This is a genomic window from Ramlibacter sp. GS1-15, from assembly GCF_057785015.1.
In genome coordinates this window covers 634976-659448 of record NZ_JBYNTU010000001.1, presented here as the reverse complement: position 1 = coordinate 659448, position 24473 = coordinate 634976, and the positions used below count along the sequence as shown (strand labels likewise).

Here is a 24473-nt window from a genome sequence, read left to right as displayed (position 1 = left end):
CATTTTCCACACACCTCCAGGTAGTCCACCATGAATGCCGAAACGCAAGCCGCGGAAGCGACGGATGGTTTCCATCTCGTCATCGATGCACTGAAACTCAATGGCATCGACACGATCTATGCCCTGCCCGGGATCCCGATCACCGACTTCCTGCGCATGGCGCAGGCGCAGGGGCTGAAGGTGATCTCCTTCCGGCACGAGCAACACGCGGGCAACGCCGCGGCCGCGCACGGCTACCTCACGGGCCAGCCCGGGATCTGCTTCACGGTGTCCGCGCCGGGCTTCCTCAACGGCCTCACCGCACTGGCGAACGCCACGACGAACTGCTTCCCCATGATCCTGGTGTCGGGGTCCAGCGAGCGCGAGATCGTGGACCTGCAGCAGGGCGACTACGAGGAGATGGACCAGCTCGCCATCGCGAAGCCGCTGTGCAAGGCGGCCTTCCGCGTGCTGCATGCCGAGGACATCGGCGTGGGCTTGGCGCGCGCGATCCGCTCCGCGCTGTCGGGCCGTCCCGGTGGCGTGTACCTCGACCTGCCGGCGAAGCTGTTCGCGCAGACCGTGGATGCCGAAGCCGGCAGGAAGTCGCTGATCAAGGTCGTGGACCCCGCACCCAAGCAGATCCCGGCGCCGGACGCAGTGAAGCGCGCGGTCGACCTGCTCAAGGGCGCGAAGAAGCCCCTCGTGATCCTGGGCAAGGGCGCCGCGTACGCGCGGGCCGACGCGGAGATCCGCAAGTTCATCGAGACTACCGGCGTGCCCTACCTGCCGATGTCGATGGCCAAGGGCCTGTTGCCCGACACCCATGCGCAGTGCGCCTCGGCCGCCCGCTCCTACGTGCTGGCCGAAGCCGACGTGGTGATGCTGGTGGGCGCGCGCCTGAACTGGCTGCTCTCGCACGGCAAGGGCAAGACCTGGGGCGCCGCATCGGCCAAGGAACCGACCCGGGCGAAATTCATCCAGGTCGACATCTCCCCCATCGAGCCCGACAGCAACGTCGCCACCGCCGCGCCGGTGATCGGTGACATCGGCTCGTGCATGGCGGCGCTCAACGCCGCGATCGGCTCCGGCTGGAGCAAGCCGCCCGCCGACTGGACGGGCGCCATCGCCGAGCGCAAGGACAAGAACCTCACCAGGATGAGCGAGACCCTCGCGAAGGAGACCTCGCCGATGACGTTCCAGACGGCGCTCTCCGTCGTCCGGGACAAGATCAAGGAACGCCCGGACGCGATCCTCGTCAACGAAGGCGCCAACACGCTGGACTTCTGCCGGTCCATCGTCGACATGTACCAGCCGCGCAAGCGCATCGACGTGGGTACCTGGGGCATCATGGGCATCGGCATGGGCTACTCGGTGGCAGCCGCGGTGGTCACGGGCAAGCCCGTCATCGCGGTGTGCGGCGACAGCGCCTTCGGCTTCTCCGGCATGGAAGTGGAGACGATCTGCCGCTACAACCTGCCGGTCTGCGTGGTCGTCTTCAACAACAACGGCATCTACAAGGGCACGGACGTCAACCCGCGCGGCGACGCGATGGCGCCCACGCAGTTCGTGAAGGACGCCCGCTACGAAATGATGATGCAGGCCTTCGGCGGCGTCGGCGTGCGCGCCGCCACCCGCGCCGAACTGCGGGCGGCCATCGACGAAGCCGTGGCCAGCGGCAAGCCGACCCTGGTCAACGCGATCATCGACGAAGCGGCCGGCACCGAGAGCGGACGCATCACCAGCCTGAACCCCGCGGCGGCGAAGAAGGGGAAAGCATGAGCGCCGCCCGGCCGCCCGTAGGCGCTCGCACCGCAGTGCACAGCACGGAGGTTTCCGAATGAGCAGAGCCCTCGATGGGGTGAAGATCCTCGACTTCACCCACGTGCAATCCGGCCCCACCTGCACGCAGCTGCTGGCATGGTTCGGCGCCGACGTGATCAAGGTGGAGAAAGCGGGTGAAGGCGATGCGACGCGCAGCCAGCTGCGCGACATCGACGGCGTGGACAGCCTCTACTTCACGATGTTGAACCACAACAAGCGTTCGATCACCGTCAACACCAAGGACCCCAAGGGCAAGGAGGTGCTCGAGCGGCTGGTCAGGGAATGCGACGTGCTGGTCGAGAACTTCGCGCCCGGCGCGATGGACCGCATGGGCTTCGGCTGGGAGCGGATCCAGCAGCTCAATCCGCGCATGATCATGGCGTCGGTCAAGGGCTTCGGGCCCGGCCCCTACGAAGACACCAAGGTGTACGAGAACGTCGCGCAGTGCACGGGTGGGGCCGCCTCCACCACCGGCTTCGACGACGGTCCGCCCCTGATCACCGGCGCGCAGATCGGCGATTCGGGCACGGGCCTGCACCTGGCGCTGGGCATCGTCACCGCGCTCTACCAGCGCAACACCACCGGCAAGGGCCAGCGCGTGCTCGCCGCGATGCAGGACGCCGTGCTGAACCTGTGCCGCGTGAAACTGCGCGACCAGCAGCGCCTGGAGCGCCGGCGTGTGCTCGAGGAGTATCCGCAGTACCCGGACCGGGAATTCGGCGAAGCCGTGCCGCGCGCGGGCAATGCCTCCGGCGGCGGCCAGCCCGGCTGGATCCTGAAATGCAAGGGCTGGCAGACGGACCCCAACGCCTACATCTATTTCATCACGCAGGCGCCGGTGTGGGAGGCGATCTGCAAGGTGATCGGCGAGGAGCACTGGATCACCGACCCGAACTACGCGACACCCAAGGCGCGCCTGCCGCACCTGAAGTCGATCTTCGCGCGCATCGAGGAGTGGACCAAGACCAAGACGAAGTTCGAGGCGACCGATATCCTGAACAAGTACGACATCCCGTGCGGGCCGATCCTGTCGATGAAGGAACTCGCCGAGGAGCCGTCGCTGCGCGCCACCGGCACCGTCGTCGAGATCGACCACCCCACACGCGGCAAGTACCTGTCGGTGGGCAACCCGATCAAGCTGTCGGACAGCCCCACCGAAGTCACGCGCTCGCCGCTGCTGGGCGAGCACACCGAGGAAGTCCTGAAGCAGCTCGGCTACTCCGCCTCGGAGATCGCCGCGATGCGCGCCGCCAAAGTGATCTGAAAGGAAGCGTCATGAATTTCGACAAGAGCAAGGTCCGCCAGATCCTCGACGACGTCAGGAAGGCGGGCCGCGACTCGCTCACGGCGCCCGAAGGCAAGCTCGTGTGCGACGCCTACGGCATCGGGGTGCCCAGGGAAGGCGTGGTCGCGAGTGCCGCCGAAGCATCGAAGCTCGCGGATTCGATGGGCTACCCGGTCGTGATGAAGATCGTGTCGCCGGACATCCTGCACAAGACCGAAGCCGGCGGCGTGGTCGTGGGCGTGAAGAGCGCGGCGGAAGCGGCCGCGGCGTACGAGAAGATCGTCGCCAACGCGAAGAAGTACAAGGCCGACGCGAAGATCGCCGGCGTGCAGGTCCAGCAGATGATCCAGGGCGGCCAGGAAGTCATCGTGGGCGCGATGACGGACGACAGCTTCGGCAAGCTGGTCGCCTTCGGCCTGGGCGGCGTGCTGGTCGAAGTGCTCAAGGACGTCACCTTCCGCCTTGCCCCCGCGACGAAGGAAGACGCCCTGTCGATGCTCGATTCGATCCAGGCCGCGGAGATGCTCAAGGGCGTGCGCGGCGGCGATGCGGTGAACCGTGAGGCGCTCACGGACATCATCGTGCGCGTGAGCCAGCTGGTGCACGATTTCCCCGAGATCGCCGAGATGGACCTGAACCCGGTGTTCGCCAGCAAGAGCGGCGCGATCGCGGCCGACGTGCGCATCGTCGTGAACTTCGAGCCCAAGCCTGCGCGCTATCGCCCAGACGAGAAGGACGTGGTCACGGCCATGAACCGGATCATGCGGCCGAAGGCCGTGGCGGTGATCGGCGCGTCGAACGAGACCGGCAAGATCGGCAACTCGGTGATGAAGAACCTGATCAACGGCGGCTACAAAGGCACGATCTACCCGATCCACCCGAAGGAAGCCGAGATCATGGGGATCAAGGCCTTCAAGAGCGTGAAGGACGTGCCGGGCGAGATCGACACCGCCGTCTTCGCGATTCCCGGCAAGCTGGTCGCGAGCGCCTTGAAGGAATGCGGCGAGAAGAAGGTCGCCGGCGCCATCCTGATCCCCTCGGGCTTCGGCGAGACGGGCAACATCGAAGGCCAGGAGGAGCTGCAGCGCATCGGGCGCGAGTACAACATCCGCCTGATGGGGCCCAACATCTACGGCTTCTATTACACACCCGCCAACCTGTGCGCCACGTTCTGCACGGCGTACGACTACAAGGGTTCCACCGCCCTGTCATCGCAGTCGGGCGGCATCGGCATGGCGATCATCGGTTACTCGCGCTCGGCGAAGATGGGCGTGTCGGCGATCGTCGGCCTGGGCAACAAGTCCGACATCGACGAGGACGACCTGCTCCTGTTCTTCGAGCAGGACGACAACACCAAGGTCATCGCGCAGCACGCCGAGGACCTGAAGGACGGTCGCGCGTTCGCGGAAGTGGCCAAGCGCGTCTCGAAGAAGAAGCCCGTGATCATGCTCAAGGCCGGCCGCACCGCGATGGGCGCCGCCGCGGCCGCGTCGCACACCGGCGCCGTCGCCGGCACCGATAGGATCTACGACGACGTGCTGCGCCAGAGCGGCGTGATCCGGGCGAAGAGCCTGCGCCAGATGCTCGACTTCTCGCGCGGCGTGCCTATCCTGCCCACGCCCAAGGGCGAGAACGTGGTGATCATCACGGGCGCCGGCGGCTCGGGCGTGCTGCTGTCCGACGCCTGCGTCGACAACGGCCTGAAGCTGCTCAAGCCCATGCCCAAGGACCTCGACGAGGCGTTCCGCAAGTTCATCCCGCCCTTCGGCGCGGCCGGCAACCCGGTGGACATCACCGGCGGCGAGCCGCCCATCACCTACATGAACACGGTGCGCCTGGGCCTGGAGGACGACCGCATCCACGCGCTGATCCTCGGCTACTGGCACACGATCGTGACGCCGCCCATGGTGTTCGCGAGGAACATGGTGACGGTGGTCAACGAGATGAAGGAGAAGGGCAAGGTCAAGCCCGTGGTCGCCTCGCTCGCCGGCGACGTGGAAGTCGAGGAGGCCGCGCAGTACCTGTACGAGAACGGCATCCCGGCCTACGCCTACTCCACGGAGATCCCGGTGGAGATCCTCGGTGCGAAGTACCAGTGGGCCCGGGCCGCGGGCCTGCTGTGATCGGCGTCAGCGCTGCTTTCGCGGCCGGGGGGCGGCCTTGGGCGCCTCGAAAGGCAGCCGCGTCTCCGACTTGATCTCCTTGAGCACGACGCTCGATCTCACGTGCGTCACGCCGGGCATCTTGAACAGGCGCTCGTGCAGGAAGCCTTCGTAGGCCTTGATGTCGGGCACGAGCACCTTGATCACGTAGTCGGCCTGGCCGGTGGTCGCGTAGCAGCTCACGATCTGCGGGCAGGTGGCCGCTTCGCGCTCGAAGCGGCGCACGTCGTCCTCGTTGTGCCGCGTGAGGTTGATCTCGGCGAGCACGCACAGCTGCAGGCCGACTTTTTCGCGATCGACCAGCGCCGTGTAGCCGCGGATCACGCCGCTGGACTCCATCTCCTTGATGCGCTTCCACGCCGGCGTGCCCGACAGGCCGGCGGCGGCGGCGAGCTGCTGCACGGTCTGGCGCGAATCGCGCTGCAGCTCGGAAAGGAGAATCAGATCCTGGCGGTCCAAGGCTTCCATAGAACAACATTCTCCCACCGCTGGCGTACCGGCAGAAAAGAGAACCCTTTTTCCCGTCCCGCGGCCTAAGCTTGGCCATGCTCGAGACCGTCCCTTCCGAATCGGCGATCGCCCGCCCCGACTACCAGCTCAGCGACTCGCTCTGGGCGAAAAGCGGCGCGATCTTCCTCACCGGCACGCAGGCGCTGGTGCGCCTCATGCTCATGCAGCGGCAGCGCGATGCAGCCGCGGGCCTGGACACGCGCGGCTTCATCAGCGGCTACCGCGGCTCGCCGCTGGGCATGGTCGACCTCGCGGTCTGGAAGGCCGGCAAGAAGTTCGAGGAAGCCGGCATCCGCTTCCTGCCCGCGATCAACGAGGAGCTCGGCGCCACCGCGGTGCTCGGCACGCAGCGCGTCGAAGCGGACCCCGAACGCACCTGCGAGGGCGTCTTCGCGATGTGGTACGGCAAGGGGCCGGGCGTCGATCGCGCGGGCGACGCGCTCAAGCACGGCAACGCCTATGGCGCGTCGCCGCACGGCGGCGTGCTGATGATCGCGGGCGACGACCACGGTTGCGTCTCGTCGTCCATGCCGCACCAGAGCGACCGGGCCTTCCAGTCCTGGCATGCGCCCATCGTCTCGCCGGCCAACGTCGCCGAGTACCTCGAGTTCGGCCTGTACGGCTGGCAGCTGTCGCGCTTCTCGGGCAACTGGGTCGGCTTCACGGCGCTGTCGGAGGTGGTCGAGAGCGCCTCCACCGTCGATCTCGACCTGGTCAACGCGCGCGTGGCCGCGTGGCAGGACGCGAAGACCGTGATGGAGGCGACCGGCTACACGCCGCCGCCCGGCGGCCTTCACTACCGCTGGCCCGACCTGCCCTCGCTCGTGATCGAGCAGCGCCTGCACGCCAAGCTCGACGCCGTGCGCGCGTTCGCGCGGGTGAACTCGATCGACCGCCACATCGCCGAGAGCGCGCACGCCACGGTGGGCATCGTCACGGCCGGCAAGGCGCACTACGACTTCATGGAGGTGCTGCGGCGGCTGGAGATCTCGCCGCAGACACTCGCGCAGCACGGCGTGCGCATCTACAAACTGGGCCTCACCTACCCGATCGAGCCTGCGCGCATGACCGAGTTCGCGCGCGGCCTCGGCGAGATCCTGGTGATCGAGGAAAAGGGCCCGGTGGTCGAGACGCAGCTGCGCGACCTCTTCTACAACGCGGCCGTGCGGCCCGCCATCATCGGCAAGAAGGACGCGAGCGGCGCGGCGCTGGTGTCCGACGTCGGCGAGCTGCGGCCCTCGCGCCTCATCGAGATCATCGCCAACTGGCTCGCCGCGCATTACCCGGACCTGGACCGCCGCCACCTGGTGCGCGACTTCACTCCCCCACAGCTGCTCTCCAACGAAAGCGACAGCGTCAAGCGCCTGCCTTACTTCTGCGCCGGCTGCCCGCACAACACCTCGACCCAGGTGCCCGAAGGTTCGCACGCGCAAGCCGGCATCGGCTGCCACTTCATGGCCAGCTGGATGGACCGCGCGACCGAAGGCCTGATCCAGATGGGCGGTGAAGGCGTGGACTGGGTCTCGCACGCGATGTTCACGAAGGTGCCGCACGTGTTCCAGAACCTGGGCGACGGCACCTATTACCACTCCGGTTACCTCGCGATCCGCCAGGCGGTGGCCGCGCGGACCACGATCACCTACAAGATCCTCTACAACGACGCAGTGGCGATGACGGGCGGCCAGCCGATCGACGGATTCATCAGCGTCGACGGCATCGCGCGCCAGGTGGAAGCGGAAGGCGTGAAGAAGGTCGTCGTGCTCTCGGACGACATCCACAAGTACGACGCGATGCATGGCCGCTTCCCCGCGGGCACCGAGTTCCACGACCGCAGCGAGCTCGACGCCGTGCAGCGGCGCCTGCGCGAGATCGAAGGCGTCACGGTGCTGATCTACGAGCAGACCTGCGCCGCCGAAAAGCGCCGCCGGCGCAAGAAGGGCGAGATGGTCGATCCGGCGCGGCGCGTCTTCATCAACGACCGCGTGTGCGAAGGCTGCGGCGACTGCTCGGTGCAATCCAACTGCGTCGCCGTGCTGCCACTGGAAACGCCGCTGGGGCGCAAGCGCAAGATCGACCAGTCCAGCTGCAACAAGGACTACTCCTGCGCGAAGGGCTTCTGCCCCAGTTTCGTCGGCGTGCTGGGCGGCAAGGTGCGCAAGCAGGCCGGGGCATTGGCGGGGGGATCGGGCGACTTCGTGCGCCGCGTCGCCGCATTGCCGCGCCCCGCAACATGGAACTGGACCGGCCCCTACGACCTGCTCGTCACGGGTGTCGGCGGCACGGGCGTCGTCACGGTCGGCGCGCTGATCTCGATGGCCGCCCACCTCGAAGGCAAGAGCGCGAGCGTGCTGGACTTCATGGGCTTCGCGCAGAAGGGCGGCTCGGTCCTGAGCTTCGTGCGGCTGGCGGACGTCCCGTCGCGCCTGAACCAGGTGCGCATCGACACGCAGCAGGCCGACGCGCTGCTCGCCTGCGACGTCGTGGTCGGCGCCTCGCCCGAGGCGCTGGGCACCGTGCGCCACGGCCGCACCCGCATCCTCGCGAACGTGCACGAGGTTCCCGTCGCCGAGAGCCTGCGCAACCCGGACGCGAGCCTGAAGATCCCGGCGCTGCTCGACAAGCTGAAGTTTGCCGCCGGCGCAGAGCGCGTCGAAACGCTGGATGCGCAGACGCTCGCGGAAACCTTCCTCGGCGACTCGATCGTCTCGAACATCCTCTCGCTCGGCTACGCGTGGCAGCGCGGCCTCGTGCCGGTGAGCCTGGAAGCGCTGATGCGCGCGATCGAACTCAACGCCGTCGCGGTGGAGAACAACAAGCTGGCGTTCTCGCTCGGACGGCTGGCCGCGGCCGACCCGCAGGCCATCGCGCAACTGCTGGCCGGCGAGGAAGATGCCGGGCTCGATGGCGAGCCCCGGCTCGAAAGCATCGAAGCCTTGATCGCGCGCGGCGTCGCGCATCTCACCGGCTACCAGAGCGCGGCCTATGCGAAGCGGTACGAAGTCTTCGTGCGCGCGGTGATGCAGCGCGAACAAGGCGCCGCGATCGATGGGCAGTTGCCCTTCACCCGCGCCGTCGCCCAAAGCCTCCTGAAGCTCATGGCGTACAAGGACGAGTACGAAGTGGCGCGCCTGTACACCGACGGCCAGTTCCTGCGCTCGCTGCACCACCAGTTCGAGGGCGACGTGCAGCTGGAGTTCTACATGGCGCCGCCGGCGATCGCGAAGGCGAAAGACGGCCAGCCGCCGCGCAAGGTGCGCCTGGGCCCGTGGATGATGCCGGCGATGAAGCTGCTCGCGCACGGGCGGCGACTGCGCGGCACGGCCCTGGACCTCTTCGGCCGCACGCAGGAGCGGCGCATGGAACGCGAGCTGATCGCGCAGTACCGCGATCGCATCGAGGCGATCTCCTGCGCGTTATCGCCTGAGCGCCTGAAGGTCGCGTGCGACATCGCCGCGCTGCCGCTCTCGATGCGCGGCTTTGGCCACGTGAAGCTCGCCAACGTCGCGCTGGCCCGGGCGCGCGAAGCGGAACTGTTGCACCGGTTCGATCCGCAGAGGTACCCGCGTCCGCCCCAGTCGCGCGAAGCGGGACAGATCCGCGGCATCCGCGTCAGCGCTGGCGCGCATTGAACGCGCGCGGCATGCGGGCCTCCAAGAAGGATTCACTTTCAAGGAGCCTCGACATGAAGACATTGGCCTATCGGATGGCGTTGGCTGCACTGGCCGCCAGCGCAGGCGCGGCGCTGGCGCAGACCAGCCCGGGCGCGCCGCTCGGCTCGCCTTGCGGCACCACGACGAGCTCGCAGGCGCTGGGTTCGAGCACGCTGGGCAGCAGCGGCCCGGTGTCGTCGAGTTCGAGCGCGGGCCCAACCACGGGCAGCGTCGTGGGCACGGCCAATATCGGGGCGACCGACAGTGCGGTCTCGAGCGCGCTGGCGGGCCCGACCACGCCGGGCAGCCTGGGCAGCACGACGCCATCGACCGGCACCAGCGCGATGGGCGGTCCACCGGCCAGCACGCTGGGAAGCTCGTCGACGCTGGGCAGCAGTGCCAGCACGACTCTTCCCGGCTCGACGGCGCTGAATGGCGATCCCGCGGCAACCGCGGCAGCGACCAACGGCTGCCGCTGAAAGGATGGGCCTGGCGGGGCGGCCCCTAGAATCCGCCCATGCTCGGCTCCATTGCCTCCATCGCCGCCGGCGCTTCCCTGGGCGCGCTGCTGCGCTGGCTGCTGGCCGGGCGCTTCAACCCGCTGCACGAGTCCCTGCCTCTGGGCACGCTTGCGGCGAACCTGCTCGGCGGCTACCTGATCGGGATCGCTGTCGCCTATTTCGGCGAACGGCCCGACCTGCCGCCGGAGATCCGTCTGTTCGTCGTGACGGGCTTCCTCGGCGGGCTCACCACCTTTTCGACCTACTCGGCCGAGGTCGTGGTGCTGATGCACGAGGCGCGCTTCCTCGCGGCGTTCACCGTGGCCGCGGTGCACCTGGCCGGGTCCTTCGCGCTCACCGCCCTCGGGATCTGGACGGTGCACCTGTTCAGGTCATCCACCTGAAGGTCAGGCCGGCTTGGGGGCGGGCCGGATCGGCGGCGCAGCGCGACCGGCCATCCGGTCGACCAGCGCATTCATGTTCGACAGCGAGGCCAGGTGCATGGAGACGAGGTGCAGCTCGCCCGAGCGGAACAGCGACAGCGCCACCGCATCGGGCAGGGCCATCAGCTTGGGCTCGTCCACCACGTACAGGCTACTCACGGTGAAGCTGCGGCCGTCGGTGAGCTGCGCATTCGCGTTCATCTCGCGCAGCAGTCCCGCTTGCTCCAGCCGCTGGCAGAAGACTTCGGTGCGCGCGAACTCGCGCTGGTAGCGCTCGAGGAAGTCCATGGCATTCGCCAGGAACGGCGTGTTGGCGCCCTTCTCGTCGAACAGGGCCTCGCCTTCCTCCTGGTTGAAGCCCCCGTAGGCCTCGTCGATGCACACGCCCAGCTGCTCGCCGCCGAGCTGCGCCAGCACGAAGGGGTAGCGCCGCACGAAGGCCGGGACATAGCGCGCGCTCCACTGCTCCTTCTCGTCGATGAACAGGTTCTCGCGTTCGCGCAGCCCCAGCATCGCGACCGGCACCATGCGGCCGCTCGTGGCGCGCGTGAAGACGATGGCGTACTCCTTCATCGCCTCGCTGAATTCCACGCCGGCGAGGTACACCGAGTTGGCCTGGCGCGCGAAAGCGAAGCTGTGGCTGGCACGCACCTTCAGGCGCTTGTGCCGCTCGCGATCCAGCAGCACGGGTTTCTCGTAATAGACGGCGTTCGACACCGGGCTCGCTCCTCGCCGCGCTCAGGACACGCCAGCCGCATCGGGCTCGGCCGCGGGCGCGGGCGGCGCGTGCACGGCCAGCACCTTGTCGATGCGCTTGCCATCGAGATCGACGACCTCGAACATCCAGTGCGCGCACTCGATGCGCTCGCCGGTCGCCGGCAGGTGGCCCGACACCGACATCAACAGTCCCGCCAGCGTGTTGTACAGCCCCCGGTCCTCGTCGGGCAGCTCGCGGATGTCCAGGCGCGCCTTCAGCTCCGCCACCGGCATCAGGCCGTCGAGCAGCCACGAGCCGTCCTCGCGCTGCGTGGCCCATGCTTCGGTGTGGACTTCGGGCTTGAGCTCGCCCGTGATCGCTTCCAGCAAATCGTGCGGCGTCATGATCCCTTGCACCACGCCGTACTCGTCGACCACGAACACCATGCGACCGGACTTCGCGCGGAACTGCTCGAGCAGCTCCATGCCGGTGAGCGTCTCGGGCAGGAACTGCGCGGGCGTGGCGATCGTGTCGATCGTCTTCGTCGTCTCGTCGCGCAGGGCCAGCAGCTGCGCCACGCTCACCACGCCGACGACGTCGTCGAGCGAGCCGCGGCACACCGGGTACCAGGAATGCGGCTCGGCGCGGGCCACCTGCGCGATGCACTCGGCCGGCGTGCGGTTCGCCTCGAGCCAGTCGATGTCCGAGCGCGGCACCATCATCGAGGTGAGCGGCCGGTCGTCCAGATGGAACACGTTCTGCACCATCTGGCGCTCGTGCTGCTCGATCACGCCGGCATCGACGCCTTCCTCCAGGCTGTGCGCGATCTCCTCCTCGGTCATGCCGCGCACGCGCGTGTTGTCGATGCGCAGGAGCTTGAGGATCGCCTGCGTCGTCCAGGAGAGCAGTTTGACGAACGGCCCGGCGGCGCGCGCCAGCAACGCCATCGGCCGCGCGCACCAACGCGACACCGGCTCGGGATAGATCTGCCCGATGCGCTTGGGCACCAGCTCGCCGATGATGATCGTGATGAACGTGATCGCCGCGACGACCAGGCCGGTGGCGACGATGCCCGACGCGCCGGGCGCCAGGCCCAGCCCTTCCAGCCAGCGCGCGACCCCGGCGCTGAACGCCGCCTCGCCCACGATGCCGTTCAAGACACCCGTGGCCGTGATGCCGACCTGCACTGTGGAGAGGAACTGCGTCGGATGGTCCATCAGGCGCAGCGCGGCATGTGCGCCGCGGTCGCCTTCCTCGGCCATCGCCAGCAGGCGCGCCTTGCGGCTGGACGCCAGCGCCATCTCGGACATGGCGAACACGCCGTTGAGCAGCGTCAGCAGCGCGATCAGCAGGACATCCATCAGGCAATGGGAGAATCGGACACGATGGCACTGTATCTGATCGGCGACGTGCAAGGCTGCGACGGGCCGCTCGGGCGGCTGCTGGAGAAAATCGCCTTTTCACCCAGCCGCGACACGCTGTACTTCCTCGGCGACCTGGTGAACCGCGGGCCCGAGTCCGACCGCGTGCTGCGCCGCCTCATGGCTTACGGCGGTTCGGCGCGCTGCGTGCTGGGCAACCACGACCTGAGCCTGATCGCCGTCGCGCGCGGCCATCGCGCGCCGCACGGCAACGACACGATGGACGTGGTGCTGCAGGCACCCGAGCGCGAGGCGATGCTCGATTGGCTGCGCGCGCAGAAGATGGCGATGCACGAGCACGGCCTGTTGATGGTCCATGGCGGCGTACTGCCGCAATGGGACGCGGCGCAGGTCATGGGGCTGGCGGCGGAAGTCGAAGCGGTGCTGCGCGGAGCGGAACTCTCGATGTTTCTGCCGAAGATGTACGGCAACGAGCCGGCGCAATGGAGCGATGGCCTGCGGGGCGCCGACCGCCTGCGCGTCATCGTCAACGCCCTGACGCGCCTGCGCTTCTGCACGCCCGACGGCACCATGCACCTGAAGGCCTCGGGCGGCCCGGGCCAGGCGCCGCCGGGCACGCTGCCCTGGTTCGACGTGCCGGGCCGGCGCACCGCGAACGTCACCATCGCCTTCGGCCACTGGTCCACACTGGGCTGGCTGCGCCGGCCCGACCTGATCTCCCTCGACACCGGCTGCGTGTGGGGCGGCTGCCTGTCGGCCTTGCGCCTCTCGCCGCAAGGCGACCACGAGCTGATTCAGGTCGACTGCGAGCAGGCGCAGGCGCCGGGCGAGTGACTCACGCCGGCTCGTAGCCGGCTTCGCGCAGCGATTCGACGATCTTCTGCCGGTCGGCTTGCGAGTCGACCTGCACCTGCTTCGTGCCCAGGTCGACCGCGACCTTCGCCTGCGGATCGACCTGCTGCACGGCCTGCGTCACCGCCTTCACGCAATGGCCGCAACTCATCGAGGGGATGTTGAGCTGGATCATGCGTAAAAGTGTAGACCTTCCCACAATGGGAAGGTCAAGGGCTCCGCGGGACTTGACATTGACATCATGGGAAGCTTGATACTGCGCCCATGAGTACGGATTGGACATTGCCGGTCGAAGGCATGACCTGCGCGAGCTGTGCCTCGCGGGTCGAAAAGGCGCTGGCCAGGGTGCCGGGCGTGCGCGAGGCGAGCGTCAACCTGGCGACCGAGATCGCCACCGTGAAAGCGGATGCGGGCGTCAAGCTCGATGCCATGCGGGCGGCGGTCGAGAAGGCCGGCTACGAAGTGGGCGAAGCCGAACGCCGGCAGCCGCCGAAGCACGACGGTTGGCCGGTGGCCTTGTCCGCTTTGCTGTCGCTGCCGCTGATCCTGCCGATGCTCGCGATGCCTTTCGGCGCCGCCTGGGCCCTGCCCGGCTGGTGGCAGTTCGCGCTGGCCACGCCGGTGCAGTTCTGGCTGGGCGCACGCTTCTACCGCGCCGGCTGGAAGGCGCTCGAGGCCCGCGCCGGCAACATGGACCTGCTGGTGGCGCTGGGCACCTCGGCGGGCTACGGCCTGAGCGTGTACGAGCTCGTGAAGCACGGCGGGGACGCGATGGGCCACCTTTACTTCGAGGCCTCCGCCGTCGTGACCACGCTGGTGCTGCTGGGCAAATGGCTGGAGGCGCGCGCCAAACGCCAGACCACGGAAGCCATCCGGGCGTTGAATGCGTTGCGGCCCGACGTTGCGCGCGTGCGCCGCGGCGATGACGAGGGCGAAGTCCCGATCGCGCAGGTGCGGCTCGGCGACATCGTGGTCGTGCGTCCCGGCGAGCGAATCCCCGTGGACGGCACGGTGCTCGAAGGTGCGAGCGAAGTGGACGAATCGCTGATCACCGGCGAGAGCCTGCCGGTGGCCAAGCACGAAGGCGACCACGTCACGGGCGGCGCAGTGAACGCGCAGGGACTGCTGGTCGTCAAGACCACGGCCGTGGGCGCCGAGACGACGCTCGCGCGCATCGTGCGGCTGGTCGAGACGGCGCAGGCGCGCAAGGCACCGATCCAGCGGCTGGTCGACAAGGTGAGCGAAGTGTTCGTGCCCATCGTCGTGGCGATCGCCTTCGTCACGCTGCTCGGCTGGGGGCTGCTGACGGGCGACTGGGAGGCGGCCATCCTCGACGCCGTCGCCGTGCTGGTCATCGCCTGTCCCTGCGCGCTGGGCCTCGCCACCCCGACGGCCATCATGGCCGGCACCGGCGTGGCGGCGCGGCATGGCATCCTGATCAAGGACGCCGAGGCGCTCGAGCTCGCCCACGGCATCACGACCATCGCTTTCGACAAGACCGGCACGCTGACCGAAGGCAAGCCGCGGCTGGTCGCGATCGAACCGGTGCAGGGCGATCGCGATGCGCTGCTCGCAGCCAGCGCGTCCATCCAGCAGGGCAGCGAACATCCGCTGGCTCGGGCCGTGGTCGAGGCGGCGGTGCGCGAAGGCCTTGTGTTCGAGCGCGCGACGAACGTCCGCGCCCTGGCGGGCCGCGGCGCCGCCGCGCAGGTCGCCGGGCGCGAATTGCGTCTGGGCAGCACCCGCCTGATGAACGAATTGCATGTGGAAACTTCGGCCCTGCAAGCGCGCGCCGCACAACTGCAGGCAGAGGGCCGCACCGTGTCGTGGGCGGCCGACGTGACGAACGAACCGCGCTTGCTCGGCCTGCTCGCCTTCGGCGACACGGTCAAAGCTGGCGCCGCCGACGCGATCGCCGCGCTGCATGGGCAGGGCGTGCGCACGGTGCTGCTCACGGGTGACAACGCCGGCAGCGCCGCCGCGGTCGCGAAGCAACTCGGCATCGCCGAAGTGCGCGCCGAGATCCTGCCGGAACAGAAGGCAGCCCTGGTCGCGGGCCTCAAGCGTCCGGGCGAACGGGTCGCCATGGTGGGCGACGGCATCAACGACGCACCCGCGCTCGCCGCGGCGGACGTCGGCATCGCGATGTCCACCGGCACCGACGTGGCCATGCACGCAGCCGGTGTCACGCTGATGCGCGGCGACCCGGCCCTCGTGCCCGATGCGATCGACATCTCGCGCCGGGCCTACGCGAAGATCCGCCAGAACCTGTTCTGGGCCTTCGTCTACAACGTGGTCGGCATCCCGCTGGCGGCGCTCGGGCTGCTCAGCCCGGTGATCGCCGGCGCCGCGATGGCGTTCAGCAGCGTGAGCGTGGTGACCAACGCGCTGACACTGCGCCGCTGGAAGGGAACTGCACGATGAACATCGGTGAAGCCGCCAAGCTGTCGGGTGTGTCCGCCAAGATGGTGCGGCACTACGAATCGCTGGGACTGCTGCCCGCCGTCGCACGCACCGACGCGGGATACAGGCAGTACGGCGACAAGGAAGTGCACACGCTGCGCTTCATCCGCCATGCGCGCGATCTCGGTTTCTCGATGGCCGAGATCGGCGAGCTGCTCACGCTCTGGCAGAACCAGCGCCGATCGAGCGCCAGCGTGAAGAAGATCGCGCAGCGCCACCTGGCGGAGATCGACGCGAAGATGGCCGAGATGGCCGCCATGCGCCAGACGCTGCAGCACCTGGTGCATTGCTGCAGCGGCGACGAGCGGCCGGATTGCCCGATCCTGGAGGAGCTGGCGAGCTGAGTCCTATTGGGACTTGAACAGCGCGGCGACCTTGCGCTTCGGCTTGATGTTGGCCGACACGCGCGGCGCGGCCTTCGCCTGTTCCCAGGCCGGCGGCTGCTCGGTCGCGGGCGCCTCGTAGGGCTTGTCGAAGAAGGGGTCGCGCGGCGCCGGTGCCGGGCGCTGCCGCTGTTCGCGCGGATTGCGATCGAGCACATCGCGCGGATCGCCCAGCTCGCCCGCTTCGCGCCAGGTGCGGCGGCCGTCGTTGATGCGGCCGCGCGGCCGGTCTTCCTCGAACTCCACGGGTTCGAGCTCGATCTTGCGCTTCAGGAGTTTTTCGATGTCGCCGACCAGGCGCGTGTCGCTCGGCGCGACGAAGGTCACCGCCAGGCCGGACGCGCCCGCGCGGCCCGTGCGTCCGATGCGGTGCACGTAGTCCTCGGCGTTGAACGGCACGTCGAAGTTGAAGACGGCCGGCACGTCCTTGATGTCCAGGCCGCGCGCGGCGACGTCGGTAGCCACCAGCAAATCCACTTCGCCGGCCTTGAAGGCGGCGAGTGCCTTCAACCGCTCGTCCTGGCTCTTGTCGCCGTGCAAGGCGGTGGTCTTCAGGCCGTCACGCTCGAGCGAGCGGGCCAGTCGCGCGCAGCCGAGCTTGCTGTTCACGAACACGAAAGCCTGCGCCAGGCCGCGCTGGCGCACGATCTGCTTGAGGGCCCGGCGCTTGTCGTCATCGGACACGCTGTAGAAGTGCTGTTCGACGGTGGAGGCGGTCTCGTTCGGCCGCGCCACTTCCACCGTGACCGGGTTGTTCAGGTAGCTGTTGGCCAGCCGCTTGATCTCGGGCGAGAAGGTCGCGGAGAACAGGAGCGTGGTGCGCTGCTTGGGCAGGTACGACAGGATGCGCTGCAGGTCCGGCAGGAAGCCGATGTCGAGCATGCGATCGGCCTCGTCGAGCACCACGTACTCGACCTGGTTCAGCACCGCGTTCTTCGCCTCGATGTGGTCCAGCAGGCGCCCCGGCGTGGCCACGAGGATCTCGACTCCGCGCTTCAGTTCGGCCGTCTGCGGCTTCATGTCGATGCCGCCGAAGACCACTGCACTGCGCAGCTGCGTGTACTTCGCGTACAGCTTCACCTGCTGGGCGACCTGGTCCGCCAGCTCGCGCGTGGGCAGCAGCACCAGGGCGCGCACCGGGTGGCGCGCCGGCGAGGTGGACGCGTTCTCGTGCTTCAGCAGCCGCTGCAGCAAGGGCAGCGAGAAAGCCGCGGTCTTGCCCGTGCCGGTCTGGGCCGCGCCCATCACATCCCGGCCCGTCAGCACCACGGGAATCGCCTGCGCCTGGATCGGCGTCATCTGCTCGTAGCCCATTTCGGCCACGGCGCGCGCCAGCGGCTCGGCCAGCTGGAGATTCTTGAAGGAACTAGGCATGAACTCGGTATTGTCCCATGCCGGGGGAAAGTACGTCAGGCGCGGCAGCCGCGCCTGCCCCGATCAGGGACTGGAGCTCTGGAACGTGTCGCAGGCCTTGACGCTGCCGGTCTGGTAGCCCGTCTGGAACCAGTGCTGGCGCTGGGCGCTGCTGCCGTGCGTGAAGCTCTCGGGCACCACGGCCCGGCCGGCCGATTTCTGCAGCGTGTCGTCGCCGATCTTGGCGGCCGCGTTCATCGCCGATTCGATGTCGCCCGGGTCCAGCCAGTCCTTGCTCTGCTGCGAATGATGGGCCCAGACGCCCGCGAAGCAGTCGGCCTGGAGCTCGACCCGCACGGAGACCGCGTTGGCCTGCGTCTGGCTCATCCGGGAACGGGCGGCATCGACCTTGCGCGTGATGCCCAGCTCGTCCTGCACGTGGTGGCCGACCTCGTGCGCGATCACGTAGGCCTGCGCGAATTCGCCGGGCGCGCCCAGGCGGCTGCGCAGCACGTCGTAGAAGCCCAGGTCGATGTAGATCTTCTGGTCACCCGGACAGTAGAACGGGCCCATCGCCGCCTGGCCCATGCCGCAGGCCGTCGGGTAGGCGCCGCGGAACAGCACGAGCTTGGGCGGGTGGTAGGTCGCGCCGCCGGCGTGGAACAACTGGCCCCACACGACCTCGGTGTTGCGCAGCACGACCGAGACGAACTGCGCCGCCTTGTCATTGGCGGGCGGCGCATGCGTCGGACCCGCTTGCTGCTGCACTTGCGCGGGGCCGCCCCCGCCCTCGAGCATCGAGAGGATGGTGAGCGGGTTGATGCCGAAGATCGCCCCGCCGACCAGCGCGATCACGATCGCGCCGATGCCCAGGCCACCGCCGATCGGCAAGCCGCCGCCACCGCCGCTCGAATCGCGCGCGTCTTCGACGTTGCTGGACTCTTCGCCGCCTTCCCAACGCATGGTGTTCTCCCGGGATGTTGAGCCTACGCTACAGTGGCCCGATGGTAGCGCCATCAGACAACACCGCCAGCGGCTGTCAGGTCGTGCTGGTGACCGGCTTCGAGCCCTTCGGTGGCGACGAGGTGAACCCGAGCGCCATGGCGGCGCAGGCGCTGCACGGCCGCGTCGTGGCGCGTCACCGTGTCGTCGGCGCGCTGCTGCCCACGGTGTTCGACGCGGCCATCGAATCCCTGCGTGTGTTGCTGCACAGGCATCGCCCGTCGCTCGTGATCTGCACCGGCCAGGCGGGCGGGCGCGCGGCGGTTTCGCTGGAGCGCGTCGCGATCAACGTGAACGATGCCCGCATCGCCGACAACGCGGGCGAACAGCCGGTGGACACGCCGGTGATCGCTGGTGCACCGGCCGCCTATTTCACGACCTTGCCGATCAAGGCCATGCGCGCCGCGCTTCTGGAAGCCGGCATCGCCGCCGAGGTCTCGCAGACCGCCGGAACGTTCGTATGCAACCATGTGTTCTACGGGCTCATGGACGAACTGGCGACGCAGCCCGAACTCGCCGCCACACGCGGCGGCTTCATCCACGTGCCGTGGCTGCCGGGCCAGGGCGAGCCCTCGATGCCGCTGGACAGGATCGTGGCCGGCCTGCGCCTCGCGATCGAGTGCGCGGTCCGCACGCGGCAGGACATCCGCCAGCAGGCCGGCACGCTGAATTGACAGCAGTCCAAGTCCCCGCACCGGCGCAGCGGCACCCCGGCTCCTAGAATCGCAGGGTGTCCATCCTCAATGCCGACCTGCACAGCCACTCCGTCGTGTCCGACGGCACGCTGACGCCCGAGGCACTGGCGGCCCGGGCGGCCGCGAACGGCGTGGAGCTATGGTCCCTCACCGACCATGACGAGATCGGCGGCCAGCCGCGTGCGCTGGCCGCGGCGCGCGCGCATGGCATGAAATATCTCACGGGCACCGAGATTTCCGTCTCCTTCGCCGGCCGCACGGTGCACATCGTCGGGCTGGGCTTCGACGCCGACGACGAGGAGATGTACCGCGGACTCGTCGCCGTGCGGGGCGGGCGCGACGCCCGCGCGCGCGAGATGGCCGAGGGGCTCGCCCGCGCCGGCATCAAGGGCGCCTACGAAGGCGCGCTGCGCTATGTCGGCAACCCGGAGCTGATCTCGCGCACGCACTTCGCGCGCTTCCTGGTGGAATCGGGCGTGTGCCGCGACACCTACGACGTGTTCGACCGCTTCCTCACCGAAGGCAAGCCGGGCTATGTCGAACACAAATGGGCCGCTCTGGGCGACGCGGTGCGCTGGATCACGCGCGCCGGCGGCATGGCCGTCATCGCGCACCCGGCGCGTTACCGCTTCACGCCGACCGAGGAATACGCGCTGTTCACCGAGTTCAAGGCGCACGGCGGCACCGGTGTGGAGGTCGTCACAGGCAGCCACAGCGCGGCCGAATACGTCGTGTACGCCGAGGCGGCCAAGGAGTTCGGGCTCGCGGCCTCGCGCGGCAGCGATTTCCACAGTCCCGAGGAAAGCCACACCGACCTGGGGGCCCTGCCCTTCCTGCCCGGCGAGCTCACGCCGGTGTGGGAAGTGCTGGCCGGACGCATCCAGTGAGCGCCGCTCGGGATCCGATAGCGGGCATCGCACTGGTGATCGGCGCGTGCGCGTGCTTCTCCTCCCTGGACACGACCACCAAGTACGTGAGCCAGTTCGTCCCGTTGCTGATGGCGCTGTGGTTCCGCTACGCCTTCCAGGCCGTGGCCACGACCGTCACCGTGCTGCCGCGGCGCGGCCTCGCGGCGCTGCGCACGGTGCATCCGAAGTTCCAGGTGCTGCGCGGGCTGCTGCTGCTCGCGAGCAGCCTGTTCGCCTTTGCCAGCCTGAAGTACATGCCGGTCGGCGAGTTCACCGCGATCGTGATGATCGCGCCGCTCGCCGTGACGCTGCTCGCCGCCACGGTGCTGAAGGAACAGGTCTCGCCCCTGCGCTGGGTGCTGGTGGCGGGCGGCTTCCTCGGCTCGCTGGTGATCATCCGGCCGGGCGGCGAGGCGTTCAACTGGGCCAGCCTGCTGCCGCTGGGACTGGTCGTGACCAACGCCTGGTTCCAGGTGCTCACGAGCAAACTCGCGCGCACCGAGGACCCGGTGACCATGCACCTGTGGACGGGCTGGGTGGGCACGCTCGTGGCGAGCCTGGCGCTGCCCTTCGTCTGGACCTGGATCGCGAACCCGTGGCTGTGGGTGCTGCTTTGCTTCATGGGCATCGCCGCGACGGTCGGTCATTTCTTGTTGATCCTCGCGTACCAGCGCGCACCGGCGGCGACGCTCACGCCTTATCTCTATTCGCAGATCGCGTTCGCGATGGTGGCGGGCCTGGTCGTGTTCTCGCACGTGCCCGACGGCTGGGCGCTGGCCGGCATGGTGCTGATCGCGATCTGCGGCGCGGCGGGCGGGTGGCTCACGGTGCGCGAAACGCGCGTCAAGATGGAGCCCATCGAGGCGTAGCCAATGGCGCAGCTTTTCGAGGTCCACCCCGACAACCCGCAACCGCGCCTGCTGAAGCAGGCCGCCCTGCTGCTCGAGAAGGGCGAGGTGCTCGCGGTGCCCACCGACTCGAGCTACGCACTGGCCTGCCATCTGGACGACAAGGCCGCCGCCGACCGCCTTCGGCAGATCCGCCACCTCGACGAGAAGTACCACCTGACGCTGCTGTGCCGCGACCTCTCGGAAGTCGCGAACTATGCGCGCGTGGACAACAAGCAGTACCGCTTGCTCAAACTGGGCACACCCGGGCCCTACACCTTCATCCTCGAGGCCACCCGCGAAGTGCCGCGCCGCGTGAGCCATCCCCAGCGCAAGACCATCGGCCTGCGCGTGCCCGACCACCACGCATTGCACGAGCTGCTCGCCCTGCACGGGGCGCCGCTGCTGTCGACCACCTTGATCCTGCCGGGTGACCACGAAGCGTTGAACAACGCGCAGGAGATCCGCGACCGCCTGCAGCGCCAGATCGCCGGCGTGGTCGACGCGGGCGCGTGCCCGTCGAAGCCGACGACCGTGCTGGACCTCGTCCCCATGGGCACCGGCGGCGAGCCGGTGGTGATCCGCGAAGGGCGGGGCAGCCTGGCGGTGCTGGGGTTGTGAGTCTTTCAATACCCGTAGAACTCCTCGCTGCGGATGTCCTCGCCATGGATTCCCGCGTCTTCCAGTTCATCGCGCAGCGCCGCCACCAGGGCGGGCGGGCCGGCAACGTAATAGACGGGCGCCGCCAGTCCCTCCGCGGCGCGGCGGACCATCGCCTCGTCGATCCTGCCGGTTTCCCCCCGCCAGGCAGCGCGGGACCGCGCCATGTCGGTCATCGTGGCGACCAGCTGGAAGCACGGGTTCTCGCGTTCGAGCCGCTGCAGCTGCGCAAGGAACACGGTGTCCTCGGGCCGCCGGTTCGAATAGAGCAGGACCAGCTTCTGCCGCGAGGCTTCGTGCGCTGCATGGCGCAGCATGCTCATGAAAGGCGTGATGCCGATGCCGCCCGCGATGAACACGGCGGGCCTCTCCGCCCTCTTGTGAAGGGTCAATGAACCGAAGGGCCCCTCGATGGCGGCGGCCGCGCCGAGCGGCAGGCGCGCCAGCGCATTCTTGAACGCGCTGTCCCGCATGCGCGTGGCGACCGTCAGTTCGCCTTCGTGCGGCGCGCTGACAATGGAAAACGCGTGGCGCGCCGCCGGGGCGTCCAGCGAGGCGGATTCGGGCAGGATCAGGTCGATGGCCTGGCCCGGCTTGAACGTGAAGCCCGCGGGCTTGTCGAAATGGAAGGCCATCGTGCGCTCGGCCACTTCCTCGCGCCGCTGCAGGTGGACTGGTAGGGACATCATGGTGCTGCTCCGGCCAGGGACTCGTCTGGCTCGCTGGCATAGACGTCACGACCGCGGCGTGCGTTCCGGGTTCAGATCGCCGGTCGACGGCGTCTGCGAGAATCGACGGTTCAATGTCCTCCGATCTCATTCAGACAGTCCTCATTTACGCGCTGCCCGTGCTCTTCGCGATCACGGTGCACGAGGCGGCGCACGGCTACGTCGCGCGCTGGTTCGGCGACGACACCGCGTACATGATGGGCCGCATGACCTTGAACCCGGTCAAGCACATCGACCCGATGGGCACGATCCTGATGCCGCTGCTGCTGTACTTCGCGACTTCGGGGGCTTTCCTCTTCGGCTATGCGAAGCCGGTGCCGGTGAACTTCTCGCGCCTGCGCCACCCCAAGCGCGACATGGTGTGGGTCGCGCTGGCCGGGCCCGCGTCGAATTTCATCCAGGCGATCCTGTGGGCGATCGCATTCACGGTGATCGCGGGCACGGGCGTCACCGAGCGCTTCTGGCTGGAGATGTGCAAGGCCGGCGTGCTGACGAACCTGGTGATGTGGGCCTTCAACCTGTTCCCGCTGCCCCCGCTCGATGGCGGCCGGATCGTCGTCGGGCTGCTGCCGCGGCGCCTGGCCTGGTCGTTCAGCCGCATCGAGCCCTGGGGCTTCTTCATCGTGATGGCGCTCGTGATCGCCGGCGTCGTCAGCAACTGGTGGCTGCGCCCGCTGATCGGCGCCGGCTATTCCATCCTCGACATCCTGCTCTCGCCGCTCACCGCGCTTTTCGGATCATGACCGCGCCCGTCCGCTTCCTCACCGGCATCACCACCACCGGCACGCCACACCTGGGCAACTATGTCGGCGCCCTGCGCCCCGCCGTCGAGGCGAGCCGCCGGCCCGGCACGGAGAACTTCTACTTCCTCGCCGACTACCACGCGCTGATCAAGTGCGACGAGCCGGCGCGCGTGCAGCGCTCCACGCTGGAGATCGCCGCCTGCTGGCTGGCCTGCGGGCTCGACCCCGAGCAGGTGTACTTCTACCGCCAGTCGGACATCCGCGAGATTCCCGAGCTCACCTGGCTGCTCACCTGCGTGACGGGCAAGGGCCTGCTCAACCGCGCCCATGCGTACAAGGCGCAGGTGGACAAGAACACGGCCGCGGGCGTGGACGTCGATACCGACGTCACCGCCGGCCTGTTCATGTACCCCGTGCTGATGGCCGCCGACATCCTGATGTTCAAGGCGCACAAGATTCCCGTCGGCCGCGACCAGGTGCAGCACATCGAGATGGCGCGCGACATCGCGTCCAGCTTCAACCACCTCTACGGCGAGCACCTGGTGCTGCCTGAGGCGGCGGTGGACGACACGGTGGCGCTGCTGCCGGGCACCGACGGCCGCAAGATGAGCAAGAGCTACGACAACGTGATCCCGCTGTTCGCGCCGCGTGAGCAGTTGCGCAAGCAGATCATGGCGATCGTCACCGATTCCAGCGCGCCCGGCGAGCCCAAGAAGGTCGAGGGCTCGTCCCTGTTCCTGATCTACGAAGCCTTCGCGTCGAAGGAAGAAACGGACAAGCTGCGCCAGGCCTACGCCCAAGGCATCTCGTGGGCCGATGCGAAGCAGATGCTCTTCGAGCGCATCGACCGCGAGATCGCACCGATGCGCGAGAAGTACGACGCATTGATCGCCAACCCGGCCGAGATCGAGCGCACGCTGCAGCGCGGCGCCGAAAAGGCGCGGGCGCTGGCCGCGCCCCTGATGGCCGAACTGAAGGATGCGGTCGGGCTGCGCAGCCTGGCGGCCAAGCCCAGGACCGCGGCGAAGAAGGAAAAGAGCGCGCTGCCCAGCTTCAAGCAGTATCGCGAAGCCGATGGAAAGTTCTACTTCAAGCTCGTGGATGCCGAGGGCAAGCTGCTCGCGCAAAGCCGGGGGTTCGATTCGCCCAAGGCGGCGGGCGAAGCGGTGCGGCAACTCAAGGACGGAACGCTTCGCCCGCTTGCCGATTTCGTCACGCTTTCCGTGACGGAAACCGAACTCAGGAATGCCCTGGCCGCGCTGGCAAATAGCTGACGGATCGATGGCATGCTAATGCCATTCCTCTTACATAGAAATGTCGATGCGGTTATCCTTGGTTCTATGGCCATGACTGAAACCAGACCCGCA

22 protein-coding genes are annotated in these 24473 nt (G+C 68.3%); 14 read left to right on the top strand and 8 right to left on the bottom strand.

Going from position 1 to position 24473, the window contains the following annotated elements; all coding sequences use genetic code 11:
- The first annotated feature begins 30 nt into the window (after nt 1–30).
- The 3 genes from oxc to AC3EF3_RS03275 are packed head-to-tail and all read left to right on the top strand — an operon-like array spanning nt 31 to nt 5211.
- Complete coding sequence (oxc, locus tag AC3EF3_RS03285) at nt 31–1761, top strand: oxalyl-CoA decarboxylase (protein WP_488530727.1); 1731 nt, start codon at nt 31–33, stop codon at nt 1759–1761.
- A 58-nt stretch (nt 1762–1819) separates the two neighbouring features.
- The gene (gene frc, locus AC3EF3_RS03280) at nt 1820–3067 is read left to right on the top strand and encodes a formyl-CoA transferase (RefSeq protein WP_488530726.1); all 1248 of its coding nucleotides are present in this window, start codon (nt 1820–1822) and stop codon (nt 3065–3067) included.
- Nucleotides 3068–3078: 11 nt separating this feature from the next.
- Entirely contained in the window at nt 3079–5211 is a 2133-nt protein-coding gene (locus AC3EF3_RS03275) for an acetate--CoA ligase family protein (protein ID WP_488530725.1), read from the top strand.
- A gap of 6 nt (nt 5212–5217) precedes the next feature.
- On the opposite strand, the gene AC3EF3_RS03270 is transcribed toward AC3EF3_RS03275, so the two are convergent.
- Nucleotides 5218–5718 carry an Lrp/AsnC family transcriptional regulator gene (locus tag AC3EF3_RS03270; protein ID WP_488530724.1) on the bottom strand — a complete coding sequence of 167 codons (501 nt, stop codon included), beginning with the start codon at nt 5716–5718 and terminating at the stop codon, nt 5218–5220.
- Nucleotides 5719–5795: 77 nt separating this feature from the next.
- On the opposite strand from AC3EF3_RS03270, the gene AC3EF3_RS03265 reads away from it, so the two are divergent.
- Nucleotides 5796–9389 carry an indolepyruvate ferredoxin oxidoreductase family protein gene (locus tag AC3EF3_RS03265; RefSeq protein WP_488530723.1) on the top strand — a complete coding sequence of 1198 codons (3594 nt, stop codon included), beginning with the start codon at nt 5796–5798 and terminating at the stop codon, nt 9387–9389.
- A gap of 67 nt (nt 9390–9456) precedes the next feature.
- Here the strand turns inward: AC3EF3_RS03265 and AC3EF3_RS03260 are convergent, their stop codons facing one another.
- Entirely contained in the window at nt 9457–9816 is a 360-nt protein-coding gene (locus tag AC3EF3_RS03260) for a hypothetical protein (protein ID WP_488530722.1), read from the bottom strand.
- A 111-nt stretch (nt 9817–9927) separates the two neighbouring features.
- On the opposite strand from AC3EF3_RS03260, the gene crcB reads away from it, so the two are divergent.
- Nucleotides 9928–10314 (top strand): fluoride efflux transporter CrcB, encoded by a 387-nt coding sequence (gene crcB / locus AC3EF3_RS03255; protein WP_488530721.1) that lies wholly within the window; start codon nt 9928–9930, stop codon nt 10312–10314.
- Nucleotides 10315–10317: 3 nt separating this feature from the next.
- Here crcB and AC3EF3_RS03250 read toward each other — a convergent pair whose 3' ends face one another.
- Together AC3EF3_RS03250 and AC3EF3_RS03245 are read right to left on the bottom strand one after the other, a co-directional pair.
- On the bottom strand, nt 10318–11070 hold the full coding sequence (locus tag AC3EF3_RS03250; protein ID WP_488530720.1) for a SapC family protein: 753 nt from the start codon (nt 11068–11070) through the stop codon (nt 10318–10320).
- A gap of 21 nt (nt 11071–11091) precedes the next feature.
- Nucleotides 11092–12411, bottom strand: a complete 1320-nt coding sequence (locus tag AC3EF3_RS03245) for a hemolysin family protein (RefSeq protein WP_488530719.1) — start codon at nt 12409–12411, stop codon at nt 11092–11094.
- A gap of 24 nt (nt 12412–12435) precedes the next feature.
- Between AC3EF3_RS03245 and AC3EF3_RS03240 the strand changes: the two genes are divergently transcribed.
- Nucleotides 12436–13266: a symmetrical bis(5'-nucleosyl)-tetraphosphatase gene (locus AC3EF3_RS03240; protein WP_488530718.1), complete on the top strand. Its 831-nt coding sequence runs from the start codon at nt 12436–12438 to the stop codon at nt 13264–13266.
- A gap of 1 nt (nt 13267) precedes the next feature.
- Here AC3EF3_RS03240 and AC3EF3_RS03235 read toward each other — a convergent pair whose 3' ends face one another.
- Nucleotides 13268–13459 (bottom strand): heavy-metal-associated domain-containing protein, encoded by a 192-nt coding sequence (locus AC3EF3_RS03235; RefSeq protein ID WP_488530717.1) that lies wholly within the window; start codon nt 13457–13459, stop codon nt 13268–13270.
- Between the two features lie 89 nt (nt 13460–13548).
- Between AC3EF3_RS03235 and AC3EF3_RS03230 the strand changes: the two genes are divergently transcribed.
- Both AC3EF3_RS03230 and cueR read left to right on the top strand, forming a co-directional pair.
- The gene (locus tag AC3EF3_RS03230) at nt 13549–15708 is read left to right on the top strand and encodes a heavy metal translocating P-type ATPase (protein WP_488530716.1); all 2160 of its coding nucleotides are present in this window, start codon (nt 13549–13551) and stop codon (nt 15706–15708) included.
- Nucleotides 15705–16091, top strand: coding sequence for a Cu(I)-responsive transcriptional regulator (cueR, locus tag AC3EF3_RS03225; RefSeq protein WP_488530715.1), 387 nt, complete (start codon nt 15705–15707; stop codon nt 16089–16091). Before AC3EF3_RS03230 ends, cueR begins: the two co-directional genes overlap by 4 nt.
- 3 nt (nt 16092–16094) lie before the next feature.
- Here the strand turns inward: cueR and AC3EF3_RS03220 are convergent, their stop codons facing one another.
- Both AC3EF3_RS03220 and ypfJ read right to left on the bottom strand, forming a co-directional pair.
- Complete coding sequence (locus tag AC3EF3_RS03220; RefSeq protein WP_488530714.1) at nt 16095–17504, bottom strand: DEAD/DEAH box helicase; 1410 nt, start codon at nt 17502–17504, stop codon at nt 16095–16097.
- A gap of 63 nt (nt 17505–17567) precedes the next feature.
- Nucleotides 17568–18446, bottom strand: a complete 879-nt coding sequence (gene ypfJ, locus AC3EF3_RS03215) for a KPN_02809 family neutral zinc metallopeptidase (protein ID WP_488530713.1) — start codon at nt 18444–18446, stop codon at nt 17568–17570.
- A gap of 41 nt (nt 18447–18487) precedes the next feature.
- Between ypfJ and pcp the strand changes: the two genes are divergently transcribed.
- From pcp to AC3EF3_RS03195, 4 genes are read left to right on the top strand one after another with little or no spacing between them, the layout of a single operon-like run.
- On the top strand, nt 18488–19159 hold the full coding sequence (gene pcp / locus AC3EF3_RS03210) for a pyroglutamyl-peptidase I (RefSeq protein WP_488530712.1): 672 nt from the start codon (nt 18488–18490) through the stop codon (nt 19157–19159).
- Nucleotides 19160–19215: 56 nt separating this feature from the next.
- Nucleotides 19216–20067 (top strand): 3',5'-nucleoside bisphosphate phosphatase, encoded by an 852-nt coding sequence (locus AC3EF3_RS03205; RefSeq protein ID WP_488530711.1) that lies wholly within the window; start codon nt 19216–19218, stop codon nt 20065–20067.
- Nucleotides 20064–20957 (top strand): DMT family transporter, encoded by an 894-nt coding sequence (locus AC3EF3_RS03200; protein ID WP_488530710.1) that lies wholly within the window; start codon nt 20064–20066, stop codon nt 20955–20957. Before AC3EF3_RS03205 ends, AC3EF3_RS03200 begins: the two co-directional genes overlap by 4 nt.
- Before the next feature lie 3 nt (nt 20958–20960).
- Nucleotides 20961–21596 (top strand): L-threonylcarbamoyladenylate synthase, encoded by a 636-nt coding sequence (locus tag AC3EF3_RS03195; protein WP_488530709.1) that lies wholly within the window; start codon nt 20961–20963, stop codon nt 21594–21596.
- A gap of 5 nt (nt 21597–21601) precedes the next feature.
- Here the strand turns inward: AC3EF3_RS03195 and AC3EF3_RS03190 are convergent, their stop codons facing one another.
- Entirely contained in the window at nt 21602–22324 is a 723-nt protein-coding gene (locus AC3EF3_RS03190) for an FAD-dependent oxidoreductase (RefSeq protein ID WP_488530708.1), read from the bottom strand.
- 113 nt (nt 22325–22437) lie between these two features.
- Here AC3EF3_RS03190 and AC3EF3_RS03185 point away from each other — a divergent pair, with 113 nt between their 5' ends.
- Complete coding sequence (locus AC3EF3_RS03185; RefSeq protein ID WP_488530707.1) at nt 22438–23106, top strand: site-2 protease family protein; 669 nt, start codon at nt 22438–22440, stop codon at nt 23104–23106.
- Nucleotides 23103–24380 carry a tryptophan--tRNA ligase gene (locus AC3EF3_RS03180; protein WP_488530706.1) on the top strand — a complete coding sequence of 426 codons (1278 nt, stop codon included), beginning with the start codon at nt 23103–23105 and terminating at the stop codon, nt 24378–24380. The genes AC3EF3_RS03185 and AC3EF3_RS03180 overlap by 4 nt, the downstream gene beginning before the upstream one ends.
- Nucleotides 24381–24473: the final 93 nt, after the last annotated feature.

Coding starts and splice junctions, on each gene's coding strand:
- AC3EF3_RS03270 (WP_488530724.1), bottom strand. CDS start 5,718: ATGGAAGCCTTGGACCGCCAGGATCTGATTCTCCTTTCCGAGCTGCAG.
- AC3EF3_RS03245 (WP_488530719.1), bottom strand. CDS start 12,411: ATGGATGTCCTGCTGATCGCGCTGCTGACGCTGCTCAACGGCGTGTTC.
- AC3EF3_RS03180 (WP_488530706.1), top strand. CDS start 23,103: ATGACCGCGCCCGTCCGCTTCCTCACCGGCATCACCACCACCGGCACG.
- AC3EF3_RS03190 (WP_488530708.1), bottom strand. CDS start 22,324: ATGATGTCCCTACCAGTCCACCTGCAGCGGCGCGAGGAAGTGGCCGAG.
- ypfJ (WP_488530713.1), bottom strand. CDS start 18,446: ATGCGTTGGGAAGGCGGCGAAGAGTCCAGCAACGTCGAAGACGCGCGC.
- AC3EF3_RS03185 (WP_488530707.1), top strand. CDS start 22,438: ATGTCCTCCGATCTCATTCAGACAGTCCTCATTTACGCGCTGCCCGTG.
- AC3EF3_RS03235 (WP_488530717.1), bottom strand. CDS start 13,459: ATGATCCAGCTCAACATCCCCTCGATGAGTTGCGGCCATTGCGTGAAG.
- AC3EF3_RS03275 (WP_488530725.1), top strand. CDS start 3,079: ATGAATTTCGACAAGAGCAAGGTCCGCCAGATCCTCGACGACGTCAGG.
- AC3EF3_RS03195 (WP_488530709.1), top strand. CDS start 20,961: ATGGCGCAGCTTTTCGAGGTCCACCCCGACAACCCGCAACCGCGCCTG.
- AC3EF3_RS03240 (WP_488530718.1), top strand. CDS start 12,436: ATGGCACTGTATCTGATCGGCGACGTGCAAGGCTGCGACGGGCCGCTC.
- AC3EF3_RS03220 (WP_488530714.1), bottom strand. CDS start 17,504: ATGCCTAGTTCCTTCAAGAATCTCCAGCTGGCCGAGCCGCTGGCGCGC.
- oxc (WP_488530727.1), top strand. CDS start 31: ATGAATGCCGAAACGCAAGCCGCGGAAGCGACGGATGGTTTCCATCTC.
- cueR (WP_488530715.1), top strand. CDS start 15,705: ATGAACATCGGTGAAGCCGCCAAGCTGTCGGGTGTGTCCGCCAAGATG.
- frc (WP_488530726.1), top strand. CDS start 1,820: ATGAGCAGAGCCCTCGATGGGGTGAAGATCCTCGACTTCACCCACGTG.
- AC3EF3_RS03230 (WP_488530716.1), top strand. CDS start 13,549: ATGAGTACGGATTGGACATTGCCGGTCGAAGGCATGACCTGCGCGAGC.
- crcB (WP_488530721.1), top strand. CDS start 9,928: ATGCTCGGCTCCATTGCCTCCATCGCCGCCGGCGCTTCCCTGGGCGCG.
- pcp (WP_488530712.1), top strand. CDS start 18,488: ATGGTAGCGCCATCAGACAACACCGCCAGCGGCTGTCAGGTCGTGCTG.
- AC3EF3_RS03265 (WP_488530723.1), top strand. CDS start 5,796: ATGCTCGAGACCGTCCCTTCCGAATCGGCGATCGCCCGCCCCGACTAC.